We start from the raw sequence: 25,105 nt of genomic DNA on the forward strand, positions 1-25,105 counted from the left end.
GCTCGCACGAGGCCGCGGCCGACGCGGATGGACGCGGGGCCGCGGCGGCCCGGCGCCCGGCCCGCGTCAGGCCAGCAGCTTGCGCTCGGTCTTGCCGTACTTGATCGACTTCTCGTCCGGGATCATCAGGCCCGTGTGCTCGTCGCGGCCCTGCAGCAGGAAGCGCGCGTCCGGGTTGCCGATCTGTCCGGCCGCGAGCGTGCTGTCCGCGCCGATCTCGCCCTTCTTCATCCGGTTGACGATCACGCCGGCCGCGGTGTCCTTGAAATCGCGCAGCATCCACGCGTCGCCGTCGCTGTCGCCGAACACCAGCAGCGGGCCGTAACCCTTCTTCGACGCGAGGACGTTGCGGATGCCCACCGTCTTGCCGGGCCCCCAGTTGAAATGCCAGCCGGCCGGATAGGTGCTCGTGTACCTGCCGTCCTGCATGTCGAGACGCAGGCCGATCACGTTCTCGGGCGCCACGCCGTAGCCATAGTTCGGATTGCCGGCGAACACGCGCACGACGTCGTCGAGCGACGCGGTGCTCACGTACACGTCGATACCGTTCGCACGCAGCGTATGCATCACCGCGCGGATTTCCTCGTGAATGCGGATGCCGTGGAAATGGGTATCGGCCACCACGCCGGCCTTGCCCGGCAGCGCCTTCGGGCTTTCGTAGCGAACCTTGCGCAGCGCGTCGCCGATACCGTAGTTGTTCGACGCTTCCGCCATCGCCTGCAGCTCGGCGGTCGTCATGTTCTTGTAGAAGTAGATGATCCACTTGTAGCCGACTTCGAGCGGATGCGTGTCGCAGATCGCGTCGTACATGAAGTACAGCTTCGCGCGAAAATCCTTGAACTGGTCGGTCTCGCGAACCTCGTCGAGGCTCTTGTCGCCGCCGAAGCCCTTGTAGTTCGCATGGAGCCAGCGGTAGTCGGACTCGACGTCGGCGGCGAGGTCCTCCATCGTCACCGGCTTGCCGTCGACGGTCGTATAGTCCTTCATGAACGCGCCCTTCGGCACGTCCTTCCACATCACGCCGACGAACTCGTCCGGCGTCAGCTTGTACTGCAGATGGTTGATCTGGTACATCAGCAACGCCTCTTCGCAGTCGTTCATGATGCACGTGTTGTCCCAGTCGAACACCGCATACGGGCGACGCTTTAAATCGTAGCGCGCGCTCGCGACGCCATGCTGGTCGAGCACCGCCTGCAGGCGCGCGGCGTTGAACGGCGACCAGCGGCCCGGGTCCAGCGTGTCCGGCGCGATTACGCTCTTCGCGCCGGCGATGCCGGCCTTGAGCATTAGCGGCGTCGCAGCGGTCGCCGCGGCAAGGGTGTTCATGAACCGGCGGCGTTGCATGGTCTCTCTCCGTTGAAATGCCGAATCGGCTTCGGTCGCTGCCCCGCGCGACGCGCGGCACACCGGCCCCGCGAAACCGCAAAGGCTTCGAATGGGGACGGATGATGTGACGAAATTATTTCGTCAATTTGACAGCGTCGCGCCGCGACACGACGGAGAGTTGATCCGGCGCGACATGCCGGGCCCGCGCCGGAACCTCGCGTGGTGCTCCCGGCTGGCTCCCCCGCTCGGGACGCGTGCGCAACAACGGGCCGGCCGGCCCCACCGCCGGAAACCTAGAGCTTCTCCTCCATTTCCGCTCTTCATTAGGAGAAGTCCTCACCTCCGGGGGCTGGCACACGACGTCGAACCGGTTATGATCATTACATCATTCAATGGCACATTAAATGCTGACTGAATAATTCGCCCAAGATCACCGGCCGATGCGTTCCGGATCAGCGCCCCAGCCTTGCACAGGACTCGCGTCGCGCCGACACGCAAACGCGGGCCGACACATGGAGACGCATCATGATCGCTCACAACCCGCTGCCGGAAGTCCACCTCGACGAGCTGCCGCAGTTCCGCGCGGTCCAGCAGCTTGCCTACCGCTGCGTCGAGACCGTCGGCGCGATGCTCTACCCCGGCATCACCGAAAAGGAAGCCGCTCGCCTCCTGACCGAATGGCTGCGGGACAACGGCGTGCACGACTGGCTGCACAAGCCGTTCGCATGGTTCGGCGACCGCACCGCGTTCGAAGGCTTCTCGGGCCTGAAGCACCTGGGCGGCTTCAACCTCGCGTTCTTCCCGAGCAACCGCCAGCTCGAGATCGACATGCCCGTGATCCTCGACGTCGCGCCCGTGCTCGACGGGATCGTCGCGGACGTCGGCTACGCGCACTGCCTCGGCCAGAACCCGATCCTCGAACAACTGCAGGACGACCTGATGGACCATCGCGACATGATCGTGCGGCTCGTGAAGGAGCGCCGCCCGATGGCCGAGGTCGCGCAGGCGGTCGACGCGCTGTGCCGCCGCCAGGGCGTCGAGCCGCGCCACAAGGCGTATCCGTTCAAGGTGCTCGCGCATCGCGTCGCGAAGATCCACAAGCTGTCGAAGCCGCGCTTCGTCGCACGCTTCGGGCTGAACGCGACGCGCAACCTGCTGCTCGACCAGGGCCGCGCGGCGAAGCAACAGGGCTGGTCGCCGCTGTGGTCGATCGACCGCCGCTCCGAGCATGCGCCCGTGCCGGGCCTGTGGGCCGTCGAGCCGCATCTCGGCTTCGCCGGCGTCGGCGCGAAATTCGAGGAATTGCTGGTGATCACCGACGACGACGCGTACTGGCTCGACGACGACCTGCCGCACGTGCGCCGCTGGCAGCGCCGTCAGGCCGAACGCGCGCCGGCCGTCGCGAACGTGCCGGCCGCCGCCTGACGCGCACGCCTCGCGCCTTCCTCCCGAATCCCTGAATCCCTGAACGACGGACTCACGATGCAGCCTCTTTCCGACGAAGCGCCGCTGGCCCTGTTCGAATCGGTTCACGGCGAGACGACCGTCGCCTCCGGCGACCTGACGCTCGCGGTCAGGACCTGGGGCGACCCGGCCCGCTCGCCGGTCGTGCTCGTGCACGGCTACCCCGACGACAGCAGCGTCTGGCAGCAGGTCGCGCCGCTGCTCGCGCGCAAGCACTACGTGATCGCCTACGACGTGCGCGGCGCGGGCCTGTCCGGCGTGCCCAAGCGCACGGCCGACTACCACCTCGCGAAGCTGACCGACGACTTCATCGCGGTGATCGACGCGCTCTGCCCCGGCCGCGCGGTCCATCTGATCGCGCACGACTGGGGCTCGATCCAGGGCTGGGAGTTCGTCACCGATCCGCGGCTCGCCGGCCGCATCGCGTCGTACACGTCGTGCTCGGGGCCGTGTCTCGACCACGTCGGCTTCTGGCTGCGCGAACGCGTGCTGCACCCGACGCCCGCGTCGTTGGCCAAGCTCGGCGGCCAGCTCGTGCGCTCGTGGTACGTGGTCCTGTTCCACCTGCCGTTCATCCCCGAACTCGGCTGGCGGCTGTGGCTCGGCCGCGCGTGGCCGGGCCTGCTGCGACGGGTCGAGAAGACCCCGGCCGTCCCGCGCGCGACGCAGGCCGACGACGGCGCGCGCGGCGTGCGCCTCTATCGCGCGAACTTCATCCGCTGCCTGTTCGCGCCGCGTGAGCGCTACGCGCACGCGCCGGTGCAGACGATCGTGCCGCTCGGCGACAAGTACGTGAGCCCGGCGCTGTCCGAGAACCTGTCGCGCTGGGTGCCGCAGTACTACCGTCGTGAAGTCGCGGCCGGCCACTGGCTGCCGCTCGCCGATCCCGCGCGCTTCGCCGGCCTCGCCGACCAGCTGATCGACGCGGTCGAATCGGGCGACGAGCCGCCCGCGCTCGCGAACGCACGCCGCCGCGCGACCAGCGGCCGCTTCAGCGGCAAGGTCGCGGTCGTCACCGGCGCGGGCAGCGGCATCGGCCGCTGCGCGGCCCTCGCGTTTGCCCGCGAAGGCGCGACCGTCGTCGCGTGCGACATCGATCTCGCGAGCGCCGAGCGCACCGCGCTGCTGCTCGGCCTGACCGGCACGCAGGCGCATGCGAAACGCGTGGACGTCGGCTCCGCCGACGAGATGGCAGCGCTCGCGGCGTGGGTCGGCAGCGAACTCGGCGGCGCGGACATCGTGATCAACAACGCGGGCATCGGCATGGCCGGCGGCATGCTCGACACGAGCGAGCGGCACTGGGAACGCATCCTGCACGTGAACCTGTGGGGCGTGATCCACGGTTCGCGGCTGTTCGCACAGCAGATGGCCGCGCGCGGCACCGGCGGGCACATCGTCAATACCGCGTCGGCCGCCGCGTTCGGGCCGTCGCGCGACCTGCCCGCTTACGCGACGACGAAGGCCGCCGTGCTGATGCTCAGCGAATGCATGCGTGCGGAACTCGCGGAGAAAGGCATCGGCGTGACGGCCGTGTGCCCGGGCTTCGCGGAGACCGGAATCATGGCGTCGACGCAATACGCGGGCGCCAACGCACAGGACGAGGCACGGCTGCGCAAACGCGCGACGAAGCTGTACCAGATGCGCGGCCTGAAGCCGGAAACCGTCGCCAAGGCGATGGTCGACGGCGTGCTGCGCAACCGGCCGGTCGTGGCAGTGGGCACCGAGGCGCATGTGCTGCGCTTCGTCGGCCGCTTCATGCCGTGGCTCGGCCGGATGCTCGCCCGCGTCAGCATGGCCTCGCATTGACGGCGCAGACCGCCGCACAGGAAGGGAGACACAGATGACCGCTACCGCCGACTATCACAAGATCAAGGCCCGGCACGTGAAGTTCGACTTCAGCGACACGCCGATCACCTGGGTGCCGAACGACCCGGGCAGCACGCACATCATCAACACGCTGAACCTGCTGTTCCCGGAAGGCGAGCTGTGGTTCTGCCGCGTGTACAACAAGGCGCTGCCGCATATCACCGATGCGCGCCTGCGCGACGAAGCCGAAGGCTTCCTGCGTCAGGAAGCGGTGCATTCGCGCTCGCACGGCGGCGTGCTCAAGCATTACTACGACCGGCACGGAATCGACACGAAGCCGTTCACGCAGAAGCTGAACTGGCTGTTCACGCGCGTGCTGGGCGAAGCGCCGTTCGGGCTGAAGATCGGCCACACGCGCTTCTGGCTGCGGCAGCAGCTCGCGGTGATCGCGTCGCTCGAACATTTCTTCGGCTATCTCGGCAACTGGGTGCTCAACGCGCACGGGCTCGACGAAGGCCGTGCCGACCCGACGATGGTCGACCTGCTGCGCTGGCACGGCGCGGAGGAAGTCGAGCACCGGACCGTCGCGTTCGACATCTACAACCACATGGGCGGCAACTACCCCGAGCGCTGCATGCACATGGCGTTCGTGATCGTGCTGCTGCTCTACTTCATCACGAGCGGCGCGAAGTTCATGTACCGGCGGGATCCCGCCGCCGGACGCTATCCGGGTTTCGTTCTGTCGTGGTGGAAGGGTTCGCGGCGCGGGCATCTGCCGTCGTTCTGGAAAGTGATCGGCGCGGCGCTGCGCTATTTCAAGCCGGGCTACACACCGCACCACGAAGGCTCGACCGAGCAGGCGCTCGCGTATCTGGCGCGCTCGCCGGCCGCGCAGGCGGCCGCGCACGGTGGCAACTGGGGCACGACGAAGGGTGCGTGAGCGGGTCCGCAAGCGGGTTCGCGACGGTTTCGGCGGGGACGCCCGCCGAAATGCGTACAATCGCGGCTTCATTTCCCGGAGGTGCCGCGATGGCCATGAAGAAAACCGATCTAGAAAAGAACAAGGCGCTCAAGCTGACGCACGCGATGAAGCAGTCGAGCTCCGCGCGCTTCGGCAAGGGCGCCGAGGACGCGGCGAAGCTCGATCGCCGCACGCAGCGCAAGCTCGACCAGGAACAGGGCCTCGTGCCGTTCGCGTGCAAGCTCAACGCCGAACTCGTCGAACAGCTGAAGGCACGCGCCGCCACCCATCCGAACGGGATGACGGGCCTGCTGTCCGAACTGCTCGTGAACGGCCTCGCGCAGCGCGACGCGTGACACGCCACGTATCTCGAAAATAGTCGTTGACAACGCCGTACGACATCGACAAACTCGTTCGCATGCCTACGTTCAAGCTCATCGCCATCGCGAATCATTGCCCGGTGAACATTCGAAAGAATGGATCACGGGAGGCGCTTGTGCGTTAGCATCCGAGCAGTACCGCATGTCACACAAGGCCTCGCCGGAAACGGATGAGGCCTTTTTGTTCTGGTGCGCGTCATCCGTCCGGCTCAACGAATGGAGAAGACGATGGACCAGGCAAGCCCGTTGTTCGACCGTCCCGATTCGCGCCGCGTCGGCGCGATCGCGTTACCGACCGTGGTGATCCGTTTCGCGGTTGCGCCGCGCACGACACTGACCTGGCGCGCGCCCGGCGATGCGGAAATTCGTGCGCACGGCGCGCCGCTGTGGATCACGCGGCCGCCGAGCGTCGACGACTACTGGGTACAACCCGGCGACGTGCTGCGCATCGCGCGCGGCGATCGCATCTGGCTCGGCACCGATGACGACCGGCCGGCCGAAGCGTCGATCACGACGGCGTACGTGCGGCGCGGCGAACGGCTGAGACGCACGCTCGCGCGAATGCAACGTTTGCTCGTCGGACGATGGCGAAGACGGGATTGACGATGCGCGGTCACGCGCGCAACGGGATACCGGGACGCGCGGAATCAACGCATCCGGAAACGGACGCACCCGCGGCGCAATGCGTCGCGGGTGCGCATCGAATGACGCGGCACGCGCGTGCGTGCCGCGTGCGATCGCGCGCCGTGCGCAACCCTTGCATGCATCGCGTGCATCAGGTGCTGGCGGCGAGACGCGGGCCCGTGCTGCGGGGAGTGGAATCAAGGTCGGGGCGTTGCGCCGCCTGCGAGGTCACCCACGGGTCGATGCCTTGCTTTTGCACCTCCTCGAGAAATGACACCCGTGCGCGCCAGTAATCCGCCTGTAATTTCGCATCGATGACGCGCTGTTCGGCTGCGAACAGTTCCATGCGCGCCGTCACGAGCATCGACGCAGCGGTTTTTTCCGGCGTGGGGGCGTGCCGCATTGCCCAACGGCTGATCCAGTTCAACATGCTGACCTCCGTGATTACGGACGAACCCGCATCGGGCAATCGCAATCGGTCGCGCCTGCCCGGACGCGCAACGACCGTCACCGCACTTCACCGCCTGGCCTGCACGGACTGCGACTCCCCCGCGTCGGCAACAACCGGCCGGCGTGTGCGCGCGGTGTATCTATCCTAGAAAGACTTGCCGGTTAACGCGATGACGACTTGCAATCTTTTACACAGAAACCACAGTCGGGCTCGCATCGCGAAATGACAGTTGCGGACGGAACGGCTTCGGCGCAGGATAGCCCGATATCTGCAACCGCCTCGACTGACGAATGGCCGCTGCACGCCGCCGCGCACCTGCGCCGGTCGTGCACGCGCGTTCGCGCACGCGTTGCACCCGCCCTGCGTTCTTCCAGCGTGCGGGCATGTCATTTCACTTGCACGTCATCGTGGGGCGGCCGCGCGCCGCACGCGCCTCATGCCGTTGCACCCGCATCGGCCGACGCGCCCCGCCTGCCATCGAATCGTTTCCATCGTTTCTACCTGCCCGCGTCGTCCGAACCGGTAAAATGCGCGCCTTCCTCGCGCGGCCGGCCTGTCCGACCGTCCGCGCGAACGCAGCCGATCGTGCCCCGCAACTATATCGTCCGAGCTATCCGCGCTATTACAATCCGCCGATAGCGCGGCAATAGTGGCTGGTTACAGTAGGCCGGCCTCGCGCTGCCTTACAACAATTCGGCACAAACAACAAGCAACACGACAACCCGACCGGAGAAACGCCTTCATGGAATCCATCAAGCGGTATTTCGGCTTCGCTGAAGCCGGCACCGACTTCCGCACCGAAATACTCGCGGGCGTCACCACGTTCCTGACGATGGCCTACATCATCTTCGTCAACCCCGCGATCCTCGGCGATGCCGGCATGCCGAAGGAATCCGTGTTCGTCGCGACCTGCCTCGTCGCGGCGCTGGCCTCGATCATCATGGGGCTGTACGCGAACTACCCGATCGCCTGCGCACCCGGCATGGGCCTGAACGCGTATTTCGCGTACACCGTCGTCAAGGGGATGGGCTTCACGTGGCAGGCCGCGCTCGGCGCGGTGTTCATCTCGGGCTGCCTGTTCCTGCTCGTCACGCTGTTCCGCGTGCGCGAGGCGATCGTCAACGGCATTCCGAAATCGCTGCGCATCTCGATCACCGCCGGCATCGGCCTGTTCCTCGGCATCATCTCGCTGAAGACCTCGGGCGTGATCGTCGGCAGCCCGGCCACGCTCGTTACGCTCGGCGACCTGCACAAGCACGACACGATCCTCGCGATCGTCGGCTTCTTCACGATCGTCACGCTCGACCACCTGCGCGTGCGCGGCGCGATCCTGATCGGCATCATCGGCGTCACGATCCTGTCGTTCTTCTTCGGCGACAACCAGTTCCACGGCGTGTTCTCCGCGCCGCCGTCGATCGACGCGACGCTGTTCAAGCTCGACATCGGCGCCGCGCTGTCGACCGGCATCATCAACGTGATCCTCGTGTTCTTCCTCGTCGAGCTGTTCGATGCCACCGGCACGCTGATGGGCGTCGCGAACCGCGCGGGCCTGCTCGTCGAAGGCAAGATGAACCGCCTGAACAAGGCGCTGCTCGCCGACAGCACCGCGATCGTCGCGGGCTCGGTGCTCGGCACGTCGTCGACCACCGCGTATATCGAAAGCGCATCGGGCGTGCAGGCCGGCGGCCGCACGGGCGTGACGGCGATCACCGTCGCCGTATTGTTCCTCGCGTGCCTGTTCATCGCGCCGCTCGCCGGCGTCGTGCCGGGCTATGCGACGGCACCGGCACTGCTGTACGTGTCGTGCCTGATGCTGCGCGAGATGGTCGACGTGCCGTGGGACGACGCGACCGAAGCCGTGCCGGCCGCGCTGACCGCGCTGCTGATGCCGTTCACGTACTCGATCGCGAACGGCGTCGCATTCGGCTTCATCGCGTACGGCGGCCTGAAGCTGCTGACGGGCCAGGCCCGCACGGTCAAGCCGATCGTGTGGATCATCGCGGCCGTGTTCCTGTTCCGCTTCTTCTATCTCGGCAGCGAGTGACGCTCGCGCTCCGATGCGCTGCATGATGAAGAAACGCCACCTTCCGGTTTGATGCCGTTCCGTTGCGGTTCCTGTCGAGGAACCGAACGGGATGGCGAAAAGGACGGACCTTGACGACCCGGTCGCATTTGCGGCCGGGTCGTTTCACATGGGCGCCCGGCAGGGGTGCACGCCTGCGGGTGCGGGTGCGGGTGACAGTCCCGCCGCAAGCTGGCCACTGCGAACGGAGTGAAGCGCAACTGCACGAGGGCGACCGCGTGTGGGGAGGAAGCGTCGAGCGATAATTGTATGGCGCGAAATAATGCGTCTCGGCGTATTGATGGCATTGAATTTTCCCGGAATATTCAATCCGAATATTTGCGGTCGCAATATTAAAAATATTAAGCCGCCATTTAATACAAATGCCGCATGGCACCAATATCCCTGGATATTTTCAAAAATCGACACAGCACCGGGATTTGATGATGTCCGCAATTACAGTCATCCTTATTGGGTTGATTTATAAAATCCGGCTGCTATATTCCGCTTGCACGGCCGAACATCTTGATGGTCGCGCAATCTTCTTGCTCATCAATGGGAGCGATTCTTTCGTTTTTATTCGATCGGCGTGAATTAATATATCAAGCACGCACGGGGCATCCTCCACGCGAATGGGCATGGGGCTGGAAAAATATTGCCTATTTCACAATCAGGAGTCGTCATGGCAACGATCTATGTAAATGTGATTGTCAATGTCGCCAAAGCCATTGCCGAAAACAATCTGCCGAAGTATGTATTCATGGTGGATTCGACGGGCTACAGCGGGGACGGTTCGGAGGGCAGTAACGAATTGCGGACGAAATGCGAAAATGGCGACACGATCGTCTGGTCCGCCGTTTCCCTCAACCCCGGCGAATCCATTTCGATTCTCGGCTTCTGGGGGAACGCGATTCCCAACATGGTCAACCCGCAACAATATCCGCAATACGACGGCGCCGTGTGGGGCGGGCGGGTCAACACCCCGGGGACCAACGTTCAATACTCCATCAACATGCTGCTGGAGGGTAGCGTCCACATGTCGTTCGACCCGTTCATCACGGCAACCAACCCCGCTCGATAACCGGGTGGGGCAGTCCGGGTTCAATTGAGTGACTGGTTTCGGCTTGCCGATTGGTGGTATGGACAGGCCGAAACCAGCATGGAGAGGTTTGCAGCCGTGCTTCGACTATCGGCGAAGCAGTGGAAAAAGCGGTCCGAAGACCCCATGCCGTTCAGTGAAGAACTGAACGGCATGGCATCGTCGCGTGGCGTTTTCGTTCGGGAAGGCGCATGGTGCGGGCGACATCGGGTCACGCGTCCGCCTCCCGGAGCACCCAGCGCGCGAAGGTCTGCAACGGCCCCTCGCACAGCTCCAGTGCTTCGGGCAACACGAGACAAAAGCGTTTGACCACGCCCCGCCCGCCCGGCCAGGGCGCCGCGAGCAGCCCCTGCGCGATCTCGGCGTCGACATAAAGGCGCGGCACCAGCGCGACGCCGAGCCCGGCCAGGGCCGCCGCGATCAGCATCGAGTAGAGATCGTAGCGCGCGCCGGCGGCCGGATTGTTCACCGGCAACCCCGTCTCCTGCACGTACGCCGACCACGCATCGGGCGTCTGGCGCTTGTGCAGGCGCGGCAGCGTGCCCAGCAACGCGTCCGGGTGCCCGCCCGCGAGCAACGACGGATGGCAGACCGGCACCAGCACCTCCTCGCACAACCGGTACGTATGCATGCCCGCCCAGGCCGGATGCTCGAAGTGAAGCGCCGCATCGAATCCGCTGCCGGCCAGCACGAACGGCTCGGCGCGATCGGCGAAATGCACCGTGATGTTCGGATGCTGCGCCTGGAATCCCTTGAGCCGCGGAATCAGCCAACGCGTCGCGAACGTCGGCGTCACGGCGATATCGATGCTGCCGCCGTCGCCGGGCTGACCCATCATGTACTGGCTGTCGCGTTCGAGCCGGTCCAGCACTTCGCGAACCTGCGCCGCGTAGCGCACGCCGTTCGGCGCAACCCGCACGCGGTTGCCGACCCGCTCGAACAGCGACACGCCAAGAAACGTCTCAAGGCGGCCGATCTGCCGGCTGATCGCGCCTTCCGTCAACGCCAGCTCGTCGGCGGCACGCGCGAAGCTCCCATGCCGCGCCGCGGCCTCGAATGCCATCAATGCCGAATTGCTCGGAATCCTGCGTCGCGTCACGATTGCTCCCGGTCCGACCACCGTCGGTCATGGCTTGATCAAATGTCACTGAACGATGACGAATCATCGTTTTTCGCCCATTCACCGGCTCATTATCATGACAAAAACTCAACCCGTCGAGCGGACCGATCGATCCCGAAAGCCCTCTCGCCCCCCCCGTGGAGATGTCATGATCTATGCTGTTGAATGCAGCATTGCCGAGCCCGCCGTCGAAGCCGAGTGGAACGACTTCTACAGCCGGGTCAAACTGCCGGCGCTGATCTCCGTATCCGGCTTCCGCACGTCGCAACGCTTTCGCGCCCTCGACGGCGACGGCGACGGCCCCGTCTACCTCGCGCTGCATACGATCGACGGCCCGGACGTGCTGACGTCGGACGAGTATCGCGACAAGGGCGGCGGCAATTTCGCGCGGTGGCAGCCGCACATCGTGGCGTGGCGCCGCAACGTGTACGACAGCGCGACACCCGCGCCGGCCGTCTCCGGTCATCAATGGCTGGCCGTTTGCGACGACGACGCCCCGTTCGCGCGAGCAGGTATCGCGGCCATGGCCATGCAGGCGGTCGCGCTGGACCGCCTGCCGGCCACTCGCTGGCTGGCCGTCCTGGATCGCGATCAGGCACGGCTCGCGTCCGGCACCGCGACCCGGCGCTATGCGCCGATGGGCGACCGGCTCGTCAGCACGCCGCCGTCGGCGACCGCACGGTGACGGGAGCCCGGCCATGCCCAGCGTCACGATTTTCATCCCCGAGGCGAGCATGCCGTCCAACGCGGCGCTCGACGCACTGTCGTCGGCCTGCGAGGCGCTCTGCAGCGATGTGTTGAGCGCCGCACCCGGCACCATCCACGTCGCGTACGTTCCGATCCGGCACGGCTGCGGACATCCGGTCAGCGCGGAGATCCGCTTTCGCACCACATCATTTCGCACCACTGAATTGATGGATCGATTCATGGCCGAACTGGATCGCGAGATTCTCCGCCACACCGGATTCGTCGCACGCATCCGCTGCTTCGGCTACGACACCCCCCACCTTCACGCCCGACATTGATCCATGAGCGCACCCATTCCCCGCCCTTCGTTCCCGCGCCGTCAGGTCGGCGATTTCTCGGTGACCGCGATCAGCGACGGCACGCTGACGGCCGGCCTCGACCTGCTGTCGAACATCGACGTCGACGACGCGACCGGCATCATGCAACGGGCCGGGATATACGCACCGTCCGACGTCAACATCAACTGTTACGTGATACGCGGGAACGGCCGCACCGTGCTCGTCGACACCGGTGCCGGCGGCATCCGGGACTGGGGCGGCCTGCTGGGTCCATCGCTGTCGCAAGCCGGTATCGACGCACGCGACATCGACACGATCGTGCTGACGCACGCGCATCCCGACCACATCGGCGGCCTGCTCGACACCGGCGGGCAGCCGGCCTTCCCGCAAGCCGAGGTGCTCATTCACGAACGGGAACGTGCGTTCTGGCTGGACGACGACGCGTACGAACGAGCAAGCGAGCGAGCACGCGTCAATTTCCGGATCGCGCGGCGCACGTTCGACGTCTATCAGGCGCAGCTACGTACCATCGGAGCGGGTAACGTGCGGCCCGGCATCGTCGCCGTGCCGCTGCCGGGGCACACCCCCGGCCATACCGGCTATCGCGTCGAATCGCGGGGCGAGCGCCTGCTGATCTGGGGCGATCTCGTGCATTTCGCGCCGATTCAGGTCGCTCGCCCCGACGTGTCGATCGCGTTCGATCGCGATCCGTCGCAGGCATCGGCGACGCGCGCGGCGACCCTCGCCGAAGTCGCTTCGGACAACCTGCCGATTGCGGGCATGCACCTCGCCGACACGGGCTTCGCACGCATCGCGCGCACGAACGGCTCGACCGACGGCGCGTATGTGCTCATCGGGGCGGATTAGGCGAAACGGAACGCAGGGATGCGCTCGCGCCACACGATGCGCGAATCGCGGCGCGCATCATCCCGCGCAAGCAAGGCACCGGCGGGCATGCGCCGATATGACACGGGCGCCGGTGTCCGGCGCCCGCTCCGTCGCTGCCCGGTCGTCCGGCTCAGCGCCAGTTCGCTTCGTAGAAGCGCACGTAGCCGCTGCGCAGCGTCACGCATTGCGCGCGCGTCTCGGACAGCAACCGCCGTGCGGCTGCCTCGATACGCTCGCGGTGCTGATCGTACGCACCGACCATGTCCTCGAAGCGCGGCGATGCCGCACCGAAATGATCCTCCAGCGCCTCGGCGGTGATCTGACATTGGACGCGCTCGCCATTGACCAGCGCCGTGAATCCAAGCATCAGGTCGCGCCCCGAATATTCGGGCTTCTCATTCGTGAAATGGATCTGCATGGGAGCCGCCTGTCGTCCGGTAGAAAGCAAATGACCGCGTTCGTCGTCCGCTACCGGCCGGACGAAAATGTACGCGGGCTCGCCGGCAGAGGCACGATCCACGGGGATATGGCGCGGACAATGCGTGCCGGTTGCATTCCACTTTAGACGGTTTCGCGCAGGAGGCAAAATTTGCGATGTGCGTCGTTCCGACGCGCATTTCCTCTGACCAGTACGACATCCGGCACCGTTTGCCGAACGGCGTCAGTGAGGATCGGTGGGCCAGATGTTCAGCGAGATCGCGGCGGTCGTGGCGCCCACCGCAATCGCGGCCGCACCGTATTGCACCGCGTCGGTCAGATCGAACAGCAGACCGTGGATCGCCACGGCGATGCCGCCCAGCATGATGAACGTGGCGATGGCCGCCAGCACGACTCTCAGTTCCGTCCGAACCATGATGCGTCTCCCGAACGGATGCATGTCACGTCGCATGCATGTTGCGATGCGGAACACGGCGCGTGCATGCTCCACTTCCATCATTGCAGGCGGGTACTTAAAAGCAAGGGGTTTTTGTACGCAGTCGCACAACGCGCGCGGCGCTTGTATGATGAGGCGATATCAACGGCGGCGGCCCGGATGGCGGATGGTGCGGTGCAAGGCGTCCAGGTGGTTCGATTGCGAAGCATGGGGCCTCGGAATGCGCTGAAGTGCTGGCTGGGGTCGACCGGGAAGCATGGGACCGGAGTAGGCGCTGAAGCACCGACTCGGACCGACCGCGAAGCATGGGACCAGAGTAAGCGCTGAAGCGCTAACTCCGGCCGACCGCGAAGCATGGGGCCCCAGTAAGCGCTGAAGCGCTAACTGGGGCCGACAGGAGACAAGACATGCCTCAATCTTTCGTGCTGCCCGCCACCGCGGGCCGCATCGACCTGCTCGCGCAGGCGCATGCCCGTTCGACCGCGGTCGGCCTGCGCGCAAACGAGCGCCCCGATTTCTCGGCGCTGTCGCAACTCGCGCTGCGCGAACTGCTCGACACGAACCATTCACTGTTCGCGCACGCGCGCCCCGTGATGGAGAACCTCCACGCGCAAATCGCCGACACGCAAAGCCTCGTGCTGCTCACCGATGCCGACGGCGTGATCCTGCACAGCATCGGCGACGCGGACTTCATCGAGAAGGCGAACCGCGTCGCGCTGTGCACCGGCGTGTCGTGGGCCGAAGGCGCACGCGGCACCAACGCGATCGGCACTGCGCTCGCATCGGGCCAGGCGGTCGCCGTGCATGGGTCCGAACACTTCCTGCGCGCGAACCATATCCTCACCTGCTCGTGCGCGCCGATCATCGACCCGTTCGGCCGCACGCTCGGCACGCTCGACGTGAGCGGCGACCCGCGCGGCTTCAGCCCCCATACGCTCGCGCTCGTGCGGATGTCCGCGCAACTGATCGAGAACCATCTGTTCGCGAACCAGTGCGCGGAAGCGCTGCGGCTGCGCTTCCACGCCCACGAGGATTGCGTCGACTCGCTGTTCGCCGGGCTCGTCGCGTTCGGCCCCGACGGCGGGCTGATCGCCGCGAACCGCAGCGCGCAATTCCAGCTCGGCGCGACGTTCGATGCATTGCAGCATCAAGGCTGCGATGCGCTGTTCGGCATGCACTTCGGCCAGCTCGCGCAGCAAGCGGCACGCGCACCCGGCGCACCGTTCCGCCTCACGCTGTCGACCGGCGTGCGCGTGCTCGCACGCTGCGAATTCGCGGAAGCGCACAAGACAACCGTCGCCGTCACGCCACCCGCCCCCGCCGTGCGCACGCGGGCGCCGGACCCCGACGCGATCGCGTTCGCGACGCTCGACACCGGCGATGCACGGATGGCCGCCGTGCTCGAACGCGTCGCGAAGATCCGCGGACGCGACCTGCCGTTGCTGATCCTCGGCCAAACCGGCACGGGCAAGGAATGGCTCGCGCGTGCGCTGCACCAGGCGTCGCCGCGCGCGGACGGCCCGTTCGTCGCGGTCAACTGCGCGGCGCTGCCGGATTCGCTGATCGAGGCCGAACTGTTCGGCTATGAGGACGGCGCCTTCACCGGCGCGCGCAAGCGCGGCAGCCCCGGCAAGATCGTGCAGGCCGACGGCGGCACGCTGTTTCTCGACGAAATCGGCGACATGCCGCTCGCGCAGCAGGTCAGGCTGATGCGCGTGCTGCAGGAGCGCGCGGTGATGCCGCTCGGCGGCGCACGCGCGGTGCCGGTCGACGTGCGCGTGGTCTGCGCGACCCACCGCGACCTGCGCGCGATGATCGCCGAAGGCACGTTCCGCGAAGACCTGTTCTACCGGATCAACGGGCTCGCCGTCACGCTGCCGCCGCTCGCCGCACGCACCGACCTGCCCGCGCTGGTCGAGCGGATCCTCGCGCGACTGGCGCGCAGCGAGCCGATGCCGGGCCGCCTCGCGGCCGACGTGCTCGACGCGTTCATGCGGCACCGCTGGCCCGGCAACCTGCGGCAAATGACCAACGTGCTGCGCACGGCCGGCATGCTCGCCGAAGACGAAGCCGAAATCACGCTCGCGCACCTGCCCGACGATTTCTGGCTCGACTGCGACGACGCCCCCGCGGCGGAAGCCGCACCGGCCGACGCGCGCGAAGCGACGACGCTGCAGAGCCACCAGGCCGCGATGATCGACGCGGTGCTCGCCCGGCACGGCGGCAACGTCTCGGCCGCCGCGCGGGAGCTCGGGCTCGCGCGCAATACCGTGTATCGCTACCTGCGGCGACACTGACGCGCCTGGCCGGCTGCCCGACGGGCGCCGGCCGCAGCGCCTTCGGGTATGCTTGGCGCTTGCCTTGTCTCGCCGCCGCGCCGCCGCCCGCCTCGACCCATGACCGATCCCGACCACCCGCCTCTCGTGCGCATCGAGCCGCTCGGCGCGACGTTCGACGCCCCCGATTCGCTGACGCTGCTCGAGGCCGCCGCGTTCGCGCATGTCAGGCTGCCGCGCTCGTGCCGCAACGGCACATGCCGGAGCTGCCTGTGCAGGATCGTCAGCGGCAGCGTACGCTATACGATCGAATGGCCGGGTCTGAGCCGCGAGGAAAAGGCCGACGGTTATACGCTCCCGTGCGTGGCCGTCGCAACCTCGGATGTCGTGCTCGACGTGCCCGACGCGGAGATGATCGACTGAAGACTGAACGCGGCGCGCGGCCGCGCGCCGTCCCGTAACGATGACGCCTGCCTGGAGAACATCATGACCCAGTCAATCGATCGCATCGAGAAACAAGCCTTGCTCGCCGCGCCGCTGGCGCGTGTCTGGGAAGCCGTCAGCAATGCCGGGGAATTCGGCATCTGGTTCGGCGTGACGTTCGACGGGCCGTTCGTGGCCGACCGGCCGCTGTTCGGCCGCATCACGCCGACGCGCGTCGACGACGACGTCGCCAAGGCACAGGAGCCGTATGCGGGCACCGTGTTCGAAATCGTCGTCGATCGCGTCGAGCCGAAGCAACTGTTCTCCTTTCACTGGCACCCGTTCGCGATCGATCCAAATATCGATTACACGTCCGAGCCGATGACGCTCGTCACGTTCACGCTCGCCGAAGCGAACGGCGGCACGCTGCTGACGGTCACCGAGACGGGTTTCGACCAGTTGATCGCAACGCGCCGTGCGAAGGCGCGCGAGATGAACGATCAGGGCTGGGCCGCGCAGATGACGCTGATCACGAAATATCTGGCAAAGCACGCGTAGGCGCGCCGCCCCGCCCGCGCCACGCGTCATTCCCGGTATCCGCGTGCCCGCATGCCCTCGCCGCGGGTGCGTGGCATAATCCGCTCCATCGTTGCCCCTACGCCGCCCCGCGCATCGCATGCTGAGTCGTCGTTTCCGGAAGATCGTCAGTCTGATCGGGATGCTCGCCATCCTGATGACGGCGCTCGCGCCGACGATCTCGCAGGCGCTGACGACGCAAGACCGCGTCGACGTGCTGCTGGCCGGCCACTGCACGGCCGGGCCGGCCGGCGGCGACCACGCCGGCGACGCGTCGTCGAGAAGCCTGCAGGCCCATCTGCAGGCTTGCGGCTATTGCAGCCTGCTTGCCCATACGCCGGCCCTGCCCGCGCCCGAACTGTCGTTCGCGGCCAATGTTCACCCGCTCCAGCATCGCGAGGCAACCCGCTTCGAAAGCCTGCGCCGCGCGCTGCCGCTCACGGCCGCGCAACCGCGCGCCCCGCCGTTCGCGTCCTGATTCGTCGTCACCGCGCGTGATGCCGCAGCGCATCGCGCCGTCCGCACGCGCCTGCGCGTGCACGCCGTGTCACGTTTCGAAGGACGATCATGTTCGACCGTATTGCTCGCGGCATCGTGCCGTGCGTGTGCTCGCCCGCTTCCGGCGGTTGCGCGTGCGCGAACGCGCGGCCGTGCGTCGAATGCATCGTTCTCCTTGTCATTTCCAACCGGATCATCCCGTCATGAAAACCACTGCTTTCCTCCGCGGCGCACTCGTCGCACTCGGCTTCGTCGTCGCACAGGCCGCTCACGCGCACGCACATCCGAAAACCCTGGAACCGGCCGCCGACGCCACGCTGTCGAGCGCGCCGCACGCGGTCACCATCGACTTCAGCGAAACGCTCGAACCTGCATTCAGTTCGATCGCCGTCACCGACAGTCATGGCCAGTCGGTCGCCGACGGGAAATCCACGGTCGACGCCGGCAACCGGAAGCGGATGCATGTCGCATTGGCCGACCTTGCGGCCGGCGCGTACACGGTTAAGTGGATTGCGGTGGCGAGCGACGGCCATCGCACGCAGGGCCGCTACACGTTCACGCTGAAGTGATCCACACGATGCCCGCGCGGCAATCTTTCCTACCCGATCAGGAACACCATCAATGAAACGCTCGATTCCGACCAGTCTGCTGTTTGCCGTGCTCGCGCTGCAGGCGCCCGCCACGTTCGCCGCGGCGGCCGTACAGGCCGATGCATGCTGGATCCGTACGATGCCGGCGACGGTGCCGTCGTCCGGCTATTTCACGCTGAAGAACGACGGCGACAAGCCCGTCACGCTCACGGGCATCGATACGCCCGCGTTCGGGATGGCGATGATGCACGAAACGCAGACGGCCGGCAGCACCGCGAAGATGGTTCACGTCGAAGCGGTCGACGTGCCCGCGCACGGCACGGTGACGTTCAGGCCGAAGGGCTATCACGTGATGCTGGAGGCGCCGCGCCAGCCCGTCGCACCCGGCGCGAAGGTGCCGTTCCGGCTGCATTTCGCCGACGGCGCGACGGTGCCCGTGATCTGCGACGCGAAGGCGCCTTCCTACACCGGCCAGTAACGCCGCAACCGCACCGACCGAAGGAGACGCACATGAGCAAGGAACGCCTGCCGCTGGCCGACCTGATCGTCCGCTACCGGACGCCGCTGAATGTCGCCGTATTGATCGTCTGCGGGCTATGGGCGGCGTGGATCGCGTGGATGACGCGCCCTTCCGCGATCGATTCGCCGTCGTCGATCGCCGCATACTGCGTGCGCGACGCACGTTGACGCCGTGCGTCGGGGTGAGCCGCGCCGCCGTGGCATCATGCACGGATTCACCCCGACCTCGGAACCGGCCTTTCGGAGCGACGCATGTCCATTCAGACCTGGATGCTGTTTGCCGCAGCCTATCTCGCGACGACACTGTCGCCCGGCCCCAACGTGCTGCTCGTCATCCGCAACACGGTGCGCTACGGCTCGCGCGGCACCGCCTCGACGATCGCGGGCAACCTCGTCGCGCAGGCCGTGGTCGTGATGCTCGTCGCGCTCGGCGTCGGCGCGGTGCTGGCCGCAATGCCGCCGCTGTTCGTCGCGATGAAGGTCGTCGGTGCCGCGTATCTGATCTTCCTGGGCATCCGGCAACTGCGCGGCGACCGCACCCCCCGTTCGCCGGACGGCAAGGCCGCGATCGCCGTGCCCGACCGCAGGAAGCTGTTCCGTGAAGCGCTGTTCGTGTCGGGCAGCAATCCGAAGACGATGATCTTCCTGTCGGCGTTCATGCCGCAGTTCATCGCGCACGATCGCCCGCTCGCGACGCAGTTCGTCGTGATGTACGCGACGATCGCCTGCACCGTCGTCGTCGTGCACAGCGTCTATTCGTTCGGCGTGCGACTGCTCCATCGCGGCTTCGGCGTCAGCCCGTGGGTACGCGCGGCCAAGCGCGCCGGCGGGCTGCTGTTCGTCGGGCTCGGGATCAAGCTGCTGACTGCGCGGCAGGCGTAAGCATCAGCACGGCGACTACCGGCGCCGCAACGCGGACGGAGCCGTCAGTCCTTCGATGCTGCCAGCGCAGCCGTAATCTGGTCGAACGACGGCCGCGCGTCGATCTCCTCGTTCAGACAGGCGGCCATCAGCGCTTCGAGTGCGTGCGAACCTTCCCATGCCTGCGGCTCGCATCGCTCGAGCAACTCGCCGAGCAGGTAACCGAACGCCCTGACTTCCAGCCGTTCGAGCCGCGCCGCGCGCACGCGATCGTTCACGTCGTAGACCGACGCCGCACCGAAATCGCCGAGCAGCGCGCCGCCCTCGCTGTCGTGCAGGATGTTGTGCGCGTACAGGTCGCCGTGCATGATGCCGCGCGCATGCAGATGCGCCGCGACCGACGCGATGCCGTGCGCGATCCGCGCTGCCGCTGCCGGCTCGAATCGCGCATCGGCCGCATACACATCGCGCGTGCAGGACGCGAAGCTCGGCGGCCCTGCGAGGTTCGTCAGCGCCGGATCGACCAGCGCCATCACGAGGCCGTGGGTGCCGTCCGGATGACCGCGCACCTTGCCGATCACCGGAATCATGTTCGGGTGACGCCCGGCGTGCAGGCAGGCGGCCATTTCGCAATCGGGCAGGCCGTCGCTCGTCACCGCCCCCTTGAACAGCTTGACCGCGACCGCGCGCGGCGCCTGGCCGTCCGCTCGCCACTGCGCGCGATAAATGACACCGGATGCGCCTTCGCCGAGCTTCTGATCGCAGGTAAGCGATGCCCAGTCGATGTCCGCGACGCCCGGCTCGGCCGACGCGGCGGCCTCCGGCTCGGCGCCGAACGGATTGCCCGCGGACGCGAGCCACGCGAGGCGCGGCAGACGCAGCAGCCAGTCCGGCAGCGCATCGAGCCGGTTCGCCGACAGACGCACCAGTTCCAGCGAACGGCAGGCGGCCATGTCGGCCGGCAACGCACGCAGCCGGTTACCCGCGAGCATCAGCTTCTGTAAACGCGCACAGTCGCCGATCTCGGCGGGCAGTACGTCGATCTCATTGTCGGTCAGGATCAGCCAGCGCAGCCCGCGCGGAAGCGAACGACGCTGCACCGTGCGGATCCGGTTCGCCTTGAAGCCGATCATGTCCAACTGCACGCACGTGCCGAGCACTTCCGGAAGTTCGGTGAAGCGATTGCCGGACGCGAACAGGATGCGCAGGCGATGCAGCCGCGACAGGTCGTCCGGCAGCGCCGACAGCGCATTGCCGGACAGGTCGAGCACTTCGAGCGTGTCCGCCAGATCGAGGATCTCGCGCGGAAATTCGGTCAGCCCGCACGCGAGCTTGAGTTGCCGGGCGCCCGACAGTTGGCCGGCCTGCAGTTGTTCGAGGGTCGTCGTCACGGGGAGAAAACGGGTTGCGGTTGTGAGGATCGTCGGATCGATTTCGACGAATTTTACTGGGATCGTCGTCACCTGCCCCGCGATCGTGTCATCTCCCCTTCACAAACGCGCAATGTGACGCTAGAATTGCGCCCCTTGCAGTACCGAAGTGCCGACGTGGTGAAATTGGTAGACACGCTATCTTGAGGGGGTAGTGGCGAAAGCTGTGCGAGTTCGAGTCTCGCCGTCGGCACCAGACACGGTTTCTCCGTGTTTCGTGCATGTGCAAAAAACCGCGACAGCGCAACGCTTCGCGGTTTTTTTGTTTGTGCAGTGTTCGCCGCGATGTCATTTGAACTCGGGGATACGCAGGGTATCTCGACATCAGAGACTGTCCGCTGATCAGATTGGCCTGCCGAGTTGCCGGCTTCTCCAGCGATCGCGCCAAAGCACTCCACCGTCCTCACAGCACCGGCAGCACCGCCCGAATATGCTCCGCGAACGCTGCCGTCAGATGCGACGGCCGCTTCCGGTCGAACCTCAGCGTAATGCCCACCGCCGGCAACGGCGGCAACCCGCGATCGCCGGCAAGGATCGCCAGATCCGCGGGCACCGCCGTCTGCGTCATCACCGCGAACGCCTGCCCGGAACGCACCAGCGCGGTCAGCCCCGCGAGGCTGCTGCTCGCATACGCGACGCGATAATCGCGGCCCGCACGCTGCAACGCCTCGCAGGCCGCGATGTGATCGAGCGTATCGGGATCGGACAACGCGAGCGGCAACGGATCGAATTGCGCGACATCGAGGCCCGGATAACCGATCCAGACGAGTTGCTCGCGACGGATGAAATCGTCCGTCGCCCCGTCGTCCGCCAAAGAAATCATCGCGAGATCAACCGCTCGCTTGTCGAGGTGTTCGAGCAACCGTGGCGTCGGCCCGCACACGACCTCGACGATCGCCTGCGGATGCTGGCTCGAGAACTGCCGCAGCAGCGACGGCAGGAACACGGCCGCGTAATCGTCCGGGCAGCCGAACCGGATGGTGCCCGACAACCCGGTGCCGCACAGGTCGGCCATCGCCTCGTCGTGCTGCCGCAGGATGCGCTGCGCATGCACGAGCAGCCGCTCGCCGGGGTGCGTCAGCACCACGCCGCGGCCGGTGCGCTGGAACAGCGGCTGGTCGACGCTCTCCTCGAGCCGTCGCATCTGCTGGCTGAGCGCCGACTGCGTGCGGCCGACCCGCGCCGCCGCGCGGCTCAGCGAACGCACTTCGGCAATGACGACGAACGAGCGCAACAGATCGATTTCGAGCGAACGTCCCAAGGTATTAGCTCCTTTTCTACCTTGCATAAGCACTATTCGTTTCCATAAAACCAGACCGGCGCCTAGACTGCAAGCGATCCTTGGCCCTTGTCCGGAGAAGCCCGATGTCCCTGAACGACGACGCCACCTTCTGGCACAACGCCAGGCAGCACCTGATCCGCTACGGCGGCACGTTCGAGCCGATGATCATCGAGCGCGCGCAAGGCAGCTTCGTCTACGACGCGGACGGCCGCGCGATCCTCGATTTCACGTCGGGCCAGATGAGCGCGGTGCTCGGGCACAGCCACCCGGAGATCGTCTCCGTCATCGGCGAATACGCGGGCAAGCTCGATCACCTGTTCAGCGGGATGCTGTCGCGCCCCGTCGTCGACCTCGCGACGCGCCTCGCCGACATCACGCCGCCCGGGCTCGATCGCGCACTGCTGCTGAGCACCGGCGCGGAATCGAACGAAGCGGCGATCCGGATGGCGAAGCTCGTCACCGGCAAATACGAGATCGTCGGCTTCGCGCAGTCATGGCACGGGATGACGGGTGCGGCGGCGTCCGCCACCTACAGCGCAGGCCGCAAGGGCGTCGGCCCGGCCGCCGTCGGCTCGTTCGCGATTCCGGCGCCGTTCACGTACCGGCCGCGCTTCGAGCGCAACGGCACCTACGACTATCTCGCCGAACTCGACTACGCATTCGACCTGATCGATCGCCAGTCGAACGGCAACCTCGCCGCGTTCATCGCGGAGCCGATCCTCAGTTCGGGCGGCATCATCGAACTGCCGGACGGCTACATGGCGGCGCTCAAGCGCAAGTGCGAGGAACGCGGGATGCTGCTGATCCTCGACGAAGCGCAGACCGGCGTCGGACGCACCGGCACGATGTTCGCGTGCCAGCACGACGGCGTGACGCCCGACATCCTCACGCTGTCGAAGACGCTCGGTGCGGGACTGCCGCTCGCCGCCGTCGTCACGTCAGCACAGATCGAGGAACGCGCGCACCAGCTCGGCTACCTGTTCTATACGACGCACGTGTCGGACCCGCTGCCGGCTGCGGTCGGCCTGCGCGTGCTCGACGTGGTGCAGCGCGACGGCCTCGTCCAGCGGGCGAACGTGATGGGCGACCGGCTGCGGCGCGGACTGCTCGACCTGATGGAGCGCTTCGACTGCATCGGCGACGTGCGCGGACGCGGCTTGCTGCTCGGCGTCGAGATCGTCAAGGATCGGCGAACGAAGGAGCCGGCGGACGGGCTCGGCGCGAAGATCACGCGCGAGTGCATGAACCTCGGGCTCAGCATGAACATCGTGCAGTTGCCCGGCATGGGCGGCGTGTTCCGGATCGCGCCGCCGCTGACCGTCAGCGAAGCGGAAATCGATCTCGGGCTGTCGCTGCTGGAACAGGCGATCACGCGCGCGCTGTAACAGAACGACGGTCGCTGTGCCGCACGTGAACAAGAGGTGGACTGCAGGATTCGAGCAGGACCAGGCTTGCCGCGCCCCGTCAAACCTAGTCGAGCCTCCCGATCCGGAACACGCTGCGCAACTCGTCATGATTGTGTACGTTGAGCCGGCGATAGATCTTGCGAACATGATCGACGACCGTGCTTTCGCGTAGCGCGAAGTCACGCGCAATCTCGCTGTGCGACCGGCCCAGCACCAGCTGCACGCAGAGTTCGCGTTGTCGCTCGGTCAGGCCGAACGCGAAACCGAGCCGTTCGATCGTCAGCCTGAGCGGCGGAAAGTGTTCGATATAGATCACGATCGCGGAATCGCGTTGCAACGCGGCCGTGTCGGTACACCGATAGGCCATGAACCGGAAGCGGCCCGCATTGTTGCGACGCTCGAGCGTCGGGGGCGGCGCCGGATAGCCGCGCCAGATCCGGTTGATGTTCGATCGAAGCGGCGTGAGCCAGTCCGGCAAGCGTTCGTGACGGTAGAACGCGAGCGGCTCGCCGCTTGCGAGCGCCAGCATCCGGATGCTGTCTGCGTTGTACAGCAGGAGCCGGCCATCGTCGTCGACCACCACGATCGCCGACAGGCTGCATTCCGATTCGTGCAGCGGCGGCTGCACGGGCCGCGATAGTGCGTGAGCGAGATGCCGCGCCACGGGTTCGATGTCGCGATGATTCTGTTCCGAGAACGGACGACAACCGGGTGCACGCGACAGCAGCAGGCTACCCCAGCCGCGCGTGCCGTCCGTCGCGGTCAGCTCGAGACAGTGGCGCATCGACACCGGCCGCCACAGGTCCGCATACATCTCGCTCGCCAGCAGTTTGGCGTCGTAGTGCGCGCTGTTGTCGAAACCGCGCCCGCGACGCATGGCATCGGAAAACGTGACGCCCAGCACTTCCTGCCGGGAGGTATTGTGGATATTCGCGAAGTACGTCGGCAATAACGTGTAGACCGTGTCGTTTTCGCTGCACACGTCCGACACTGCGTAGTGCTCGTCGGCATAGAAGAACATGCCCCAGTCGGCACCGACGATGTGGCGGGCAGCCTCAATCACATGAGGAATGACGAGGTGCGGCTCGACGGCGAGCGAACAGAGCCGACGAATATGACTGATCAGCGCGACGTGCTTGTCAGACATGAATGCGCTCCTCGAGC

The 25,105-nt window shown here is 66.3% G+C and carries 27 protein-coding genes and 1 tRNA gene; 20 read left to right on the forward strand and 8 right to left on the reverse strand.

The window, feature by feature from the left end; genetic code table 11:
• Nucleotides 1-66 precede the first annotated feature (66 nt).
• Nucleotides 67-1,344 carry a haloacid dehalogenase-like hydrolase gene (locus tag DIE23_RS32495; protein WP_124616104.1) on the reverse strand — a complete coding sequence of 426 codons (1,278 nt, stop codon included), beginning with the start codon at nt 1,342-1,344 and terminating at the stop codon, nt 67-69.
• A gap of 507 nt (nt 1,345-1,851) precedes the next feature.
• On the opposite strand from DIE23_RS32495, the gene DIE23_RS32500 reads away from it, so the two are divergent.
• The 5 genes from DIE23_RS32500 to DIE23_RS32520 all read left to right on the forward strand — a co-directional run bounded on the left by DIE23_RS32500 (nt 1,852) and on the right by DIE23_RS32520 (nt 6,540).
• Nucleotides 1,852-2,751, forward strand: coding sequence for a M24 family metallopeptidase (locus DIE23_RS32500; RefSeq protein ID WP_124616106.1), 900 nt, complete (start codon nt 1,852-1,854; stop codon nt 2,749-2,751).
• Nucleotides 2,752-2,808: 57 nt separating this feature from the next.
• Nucleotides 2,809-4,596, forward strand: coding sequence for an SDR family oxidoreductase (locus DIE23_RS32505; protein ID WP_124616108.1), 1,788 nt, complete (start codon nt 2,809-2,811; stop codon nt 4,594-4,596).
• A 34-nt stretch (nt 4,597-4,630) separates the two neighbouring features.
• Nucleotides 4,631-5,536, forward strand: coding sequence for a metal-dependent hydrolase (locus tag DIE23_RS32510; protein WP_124616110.1), 906 nt, complete (start codon nt 4,631-4,633; stop codon nt 5,534-5,536).
• 89 nt (nt 5,537-5,625) lie between these two features.
• Nucleotides 5,626-5,913 carry a hypothetical protein gene (locus DIE23_RS32515; protein WP_124616112.1) on the forward strand — a complete coding sequence of 96 codons (288 nt, stop codon included), beginning with the start codon at nt 5,626-5,628 and terminating at the stop codon, nt 5,911-5,913.
• A gap of 252 nt (nt 5,914-6,165) precedes the next feature.
• Entirely contained in the window at nt 6,166-6,540 is a 375-nt protein-coding gene (locus tag DIE23_RS32520; protein ID WP_124616114.1) for a DUF2917 domain-containing protein, read from the forward strand.
• Between the two features lie 172 nt (nt 6,541-6,712).
• On the opposite strand, the gene DIE23_RS32525 is transcribed toward DIE23_RS32520, so the two are convergent.
• Nucleotides 6,713-6,991 carry a hypothetical protein gene (locus DIE23_RS32525; RefSeq protein ID WP_096501652.1) on the reverse strand — a complete coding sequence of 93 codons (279 nt, stop codon included), beginning with the start codon at nt 6,989-6,991 and terminating at the stop codon, nt 6,713-6,715.
• Between the two features lie 763 nt (nt 6,992-7,754).
• Here DIE23_RS32525 and DIE23_RS32535 point away from each other — a divergent pair.
• Nucleotides 7,755-9,056: an NCS2 family permease gene (locus DIE23_RS32535; protein ID WP_096473708.1), complete on the forward strand. Its 1,302-nt coding sequence runs from the start codon at nt 7,755-7,757 to the stop codon at nt 9,054-9,056.
• A 700-nt stretch (nt 9,057-9,756) separates the two neighbouring features.
• A complete protein-coding gene (locus tag DIE23_RS32540; protein ID WP_124616118.1) occupies nt 9,757-10,155 on the forward strand; it encodes a hypothetical protein in 399 nt (132 codons plus the stop codon).
• Nucleotides 10,156-10,384: 229 nt separating this feature from the next.
• Here the strand turns inward: DIE23_RS32540 and DIE23_RS32545 are convergent, their stop codons facing one another.
• Nucleotides 10,385-11,236: a LysR substrate-binding domain-containing protein gene (locus tag DIE23_RS32545; RefSeq protein ID WP_124616164.1), complete on the reverse strand. Its 852-nt coding sequence runs from the start codon at nt 11,234-11,236 to the stop codon at nt 10,385-10,387.
• 205 nt (nt 11,237-11,441) lie between these two features.
• Between DIE23_RS32545 and DIE23_RS32550 the strand changes: the two genes are divergently transcribed.
• Genes DIE23_RS32550 through DIE23_RS32560 form a run of 3 tightly spaced genes read left to right on the forward strand, consistent with a single transcriptional unit; the run spans nt 11,442 to nt 13,185 of the window.
• Nucleotides 11,442-11,978 carry a sugar ABC transporter gene (locus DIE23_RS32550; RefSeq protein WP_124616120.1) on the forward strand — a complete coding sequence of 179 codons (537 nt, stop codon included), beginning with the start codon at nt 11,442-11,444 and terminating at the stop codon, nt 11,976-11,978.
• 13 nt (nt 11,979-11,991) lie between these two features.
• Nucleotides 11,992-12,318: a hypothetical protein gene (locus tag DIE23_RS32555; protein WP_124616122.1), complete on the forward strand. Its 327-nt coding sequence runs from the start codon at nt 11,992-11,994 to the stop codon at nt 12,316-12,318.
• 3 nt (nt 12,319-12,321) lie between these two features.
• Complete coding sequence (locus tag DIE23_RS32560; protein WP_124616124.1) at nt 12,322-13,185, forward strand: MBL fold metallo-hydrolase; 864 nt, start codon at nt 12,322-12,324, stop codon at nt 13,183-13,185.
• Between the two features lie 151 nt (nt 13,186-13,336).
• Here the strand turns inward: DIE23_RS32560 and DIE23_RS32565 are convergent, their stop codons facing one another.
• Nucleotides 13,337-13,624, reverse strand: coding sequence for a DUF1488 domain-containing protein (locus DIE23_RS32565; protein ID WP_014898618.1), 288 nt, complete (start codon nt 13,622-13,624; stop codon nt 13,337-13,339).
• 243 nt (nt 13,625-13,867) lie between these two features.
• Nucleotides 13,868-14,143 (reverse strand): DUF2964 domain-containing protein, encoded by a 276-nt coding sequence (locus tag DIE23_RS32570; RefSeq protein WP_260436273.1) that lies wholly within the window; start codon nt 14,141-14,143, stop codon nt 13,868-13,870.
• Between the two features lie 344 nt (nt 14,144-14,487).
• On the opposite strand from DIE23_RS32570, the gene DIE23_RS32580 reads away from it, so the two are divergent.
• The 8 genes from DIE23_RS32580 to DIE23_RS32610 all read left to right on the forward strand — a co-directional run bounded on the left by DIE23_RS32580 (nt 14,488) and on the right by DIE23_RS32610 (nt 19,844).
• On the forward strand, nt 14,488-16,377 hold the full coding sequence (locus DIE23_RS32580; protein ID WP_124616128.1) for a sigma-54-dependent Fis family transcriptional regulator: 1,890 nt from the start codon (nt 14,488-14,490) through the stop codon (nt 16,375-16,377).
• Between the two features lie 99 nt (nt 16,378-16,476).
• Nucleotides 16,477-16,779 carry a 2Fe-2S iron-sulfur cluster-binding protein gene (locus tag DIE23_RS32585; RefSeq protein ID WP_011659384.1) on the forward strand — a complete coding sequence of 101 codons (303 nt, stop codon included), beginning with the start codon at nt 16,477-16,479 and terminating at the stop codon, nt 16,777-16,779.
• A gap of 63 nt (nt 16,780-16,842) precedes the next feature.
• Nucleotides 16,843-17,337 carry an SRPBCC family protein gene (locus DIE23_RS32590; protein ID WP_124616130.1) on the forward strand — a complete coding sequence of 165 codons (495 nt, stop codon included), beginning with the start codon at nt 16,843-16,845 and terminating at the stop codon, nt 17,335-17,337.
• Between the two features lie 118 nt (nt 17,338-17,455).
• Nucleotides 17,456-17,833, forward strand: a complete 378-nt coding sequence (locus tag DIE23_RS32595; RefSeq protein ID WP_124616132.1) for a DUF2946 domain-containing protein — start codon at nt 17,456-17,458, stop codon at nt 17,831-17,833.
• A gap of 223 nt (nt 17,834-18,056) precedes the next feature.
• Nucleotides 18,057-18,422: a copper homeostasis periplasmic binding protein CopC gene (copC, locus tag DIE23_RS32600; protein WP_124616134.1), complete on the forward strand. Its 366-nt coding sequence runs from the start codon at nt 18,057-18,059 to the stop codon at nt 18,420-18,422.
• 52 nt (nt 18,423-18,474) lie between these two features.
• Nucleotides 18,475-18,921, forward strand: coding sequence for a copper chaperone PCu(A)C (locus DIE23_RS32605; protein WP_124616136.1), 447 nt, complete (start codon nt 18,475-18,477; stop codon nt 18,919-18,921).
• A 32-nt stretch (nt 18,922-18,953) separates the two neighbouring features.
• Entirely contained in the window at nt 18,954-19,130 is a 177-nt protein-coding gene (locus tag DIE23_RS39765) for a hypothetical protein (RefSeq protein WP_185646579.1), read from the forward strand.
• Nucleotides 19,131-19,214: 84 nt separating this feature from the next.
• Nucleotides 19,215-19,844, forward strand: a complete 630-nt coding sequence (locus DIE23_RS32610) for a LysE family translocator (protein WP_124616138.1) — start codon at nt 19,215-19,217, stop codon at nt 19,842-19,844.
• Between the two features lie 44 nt (nt 19,845-19,888).
• Here DIE23_RS32610 and DIE23_RS32615 read toward each other — a convergent pair whose 3' ends face one another.
• Complete coding sequence (locus DIE23_RS32615) at nt 19,889-21,214, reverse strand: leucine-rich repeat-containing protein kinase family protein (protein ID WP_124616140.1); 1,326 nt, start codon at nt 21,212-21,214, stop codon at nt 19,889-19,891.
• A 150-nt stretch (nt 21,215-21,364) separates the two neighbouring features.
• Between DIE23_RS32615 and DIE23_RS32620 the strand changes: the two genes are divergently transcribed.
• Nucleotides 21,365-21,449 (forward strand) — tRNA-Leu (locus DIE23_RS32620).
• A 207-nt stretch (nt 21,450-21,656) separates the two neighbouring features.
• Here the strand turns inward: DIE23_RS32620 and DIE23_RS32625 are convergent.
• Nucleotides 21,657-22,541 carry a LysR family transcriptional regulator gene (locus DIE23_RS32625; RefSeq protein ID WP_185646580.1) on the reverse strand — a complete coding sequence of 295 codons (885 nt, stop codon included), beginning with the start codon at nt 22,539-22,541 and terminating at the stop codon, nt 21,657-21,659.
• Nucleotides 22,542-22,618: 77 nt separating this feature from the next.
• Here DIE23_RS32625 and DIE23_RS32630 point away from each other — a divergent pair, with 77 nt between their 5' ends.
• Nucleotides 22,619-23,920, forward strand: a complete 1,302-nt coding sequence (locus tag DIE23_RS32630) for an aspartate aminotransferase family protein (protein ID WP_124616144.1) — start codon at nt 22,619-22,621, stop codon at nt 23,918-23,920.
• A gap of 85 nt (nt 23,921-24,005) precedes the next feature.
• On the opposite strand, the gene DIE23_RS32635 is transcribed toward DIE23_RS32630, so the two are convergent.
• Entirely contained in the window at nt 24,006-25,088 is a 1,083-nt protein-coding gene (locus tag DIE23_RS32635) for a LuxR C-terminal-related transcriptional regulator (protein ID WP_124616145.1), read from the reverse strand.
• Nucleotides 25,089-25,105: the final 17 nt, after the last annotated feature.

The organism is Burkholderia sp. Bp9143, assembly GCF_003853645.1.
Classification (GTDB): Bacteria; Pseudomonadota; Gammaproteobacteria; order Burkholderiales; family Burkholderiaceae; genus Burkholderia.

Bases quoted from the DNA above. Each gene is read 5' to 3' on its own strand.
- DIE23_RS32495 (WP_124616104.1), bottom strand. From the start codon at position 1,344: ATGCAACGCCGCCGGTTCATGAACACCCTTGCCGCGGCGACCGCTGCG.
- DIE23_RS32500 (WP_124616106.1), top strand. From the start codon at position 1,852: ATGATCGCTCACAACCCGCTGCCGGAAGTCCACCTCGACGAGCTGCCG.
- DIE23_RS32505 (WP_124616108.1), top strand. From the start codon at position 2,809: ATGCAGCCTCTTTCCGACGAAGCGCCGCTGGCCCTGTTCGAATCGGTT.
- DIE23_RS32510 (WP_124616110.1), top strand. From the start codon at position 4,631: ATGACCGCTACCGCCGACTATCACAAGATCAAGGCCCGGCACGTGAAG.
- DIE23_RS32515 (WP_124616112.1), top strand. From the start codon at position 5,626: ATGGCCATGAAGAAAACCGATCTAGAAAAGAACAAGGCGCTCAAGCTG.
- DIE23_RS32520 (WP_124616114.1), top strand. From the start codon at position 6,166: ATGGACCAGGCAAGCCCGTTGTTCGACCGTCCCGATTCGCGCCGCGTC.
- DIE23_RS32525 (WP_096501652.1), bottom strand. From the start codon at position 6,991: ATGTTGAACTGGATCAGCCGTTGGGCAATGCGGCACGCCCCCACGCCG.
- DIE23_RS32535 (WP_096473708.1), top strand. From the start codon at position 7,755: ATGGAATCCATCAAGCGGTATTTCGGCTTCGCTGAAGCCGGCACCGAC.
- DIE23_RS32540 (WP_124616118.1), top strand. From the start codon at position 9,757: ATGGCAACGATCTATGTAAATGTGATTGTCAATGTCGCCAAAGCCATT.
- DIE23_RS32545 (WP_124616164.1), bottom strand. From the start codon at position 11,236: ATGGCATTCGAGGCCGCGGCGCGGCATGGGAGCTTCGCGCGTGCCGCC.
- DIE23_RS32550 (WP_124616120.1), top strand. From the start codon at position 11,442: ATGATCTATGCTGTTGAATGCAGCATTGCCGAGCCCGCCGTCGAAGCC.
- DIE23_RS32555 (WP_124616122.1), top strand. From the start codon at position 11,992: ATGCCCAGCGTCACGATTTTCATCCCCGAGGCGAGCATGCCGTCCAAC.
- DIE23_RS32560 (WP_124616124.1), top strand. From the start codon at position 12,322: ATGAGCGCACCCATTCCCCGCCCTTCGTTCCCGCGCCGTCAGGTCGGC.
- DIE23_RS32565 (WP_014898618.1), bottom strand. From the start codon at position 13,624: ATGCAGATCCATTTCACGAATGAGAAGCCCGAATATTCGGGGCGCGAC.
- DIE23_RS32570 (WP_260436273.1), bottom strand. From the start codon at position 14,143: ATGATGGAAGTGGAGCATGCACGCGCCGTGTTCCGCATCGCAACATGC.
- DIE23_RS32580 (WP_124616128.1), top strand. From the start codon at position 14,488: ATGCCTCAATCTTTCGTGCTGCCCGCCACCGCGGGCCGCATCGACCTG.
- DIE23_RS32585 (WP_011659384.1), top strand. From the start codon at position 16,477: ATGACCGATCCCGACCACCCGCCTCTCGTGCGCATCGAGCCGCTCGGC.
- DIE23_RS32590 (WP_124616130.1), top strand. From the start codon at position 16,843: ATGACCCAGTCAATCGATCGCATCGAGAAACAAGCCTTGCTCGCCGCG.
- DIE23_RS32595 (WP_124616132.1), top strand. From the start codon at position 17,456: ATGCTGAGTCGTCGTTTCCGGAAGATCGTCAGTCTGATCGGGATGCTC.
- copC (WP_124616134.1), top strand. From the start codon at position 18,057: ATGAAAACCACTGCTTTCCTCCGCGGCGCACTCGTCGCACTCGGCTTC.
- DIE23_RS32605 (WP_124616136.1), top strand. From the start codon at position 18,475: ATGAAACGCTCGATTCCGACCAGTCTGCTGTTTGCCGTGCTCGCGCTG.
- DIE23_RS39765 (WP_185646579.1), top strand. From the start codon at position 18,954: ATGAGCAAGGAACGCCTGCCGCTGGCCGACCTGATCGTCCGCTACCGG.
- DIE23_RS32610 (WP_124616138.1), top strand. From the start codon at position 19,215: ATGTCCATTCAGACCTGGATGCTGTTTGCCGCAGCCTATCTCGCGACG.
- DIE23_RS32625 (WP_185646580.1), bottom strand. From the start codon at position 22,541: ATGCAAGGTAGAAAAGGAGCTAATACCTTGGGACGTTCGCTCGAAATC.
- DIE23_RS32630 (WP_124616144.1), top strand. From the start codon at position 22,619: ATGTCCCTGAACGACGACGCCACCTTCTGGCACAACGCCAGGCAGCAC.
- DIE23_RS32635 (WP_124616145.1), bottom strand. From the start codon at position 25,088: ATGTCTGACAAGCACGTCGCGCTGATCAGTCATATTCGTCGGCTCTGT.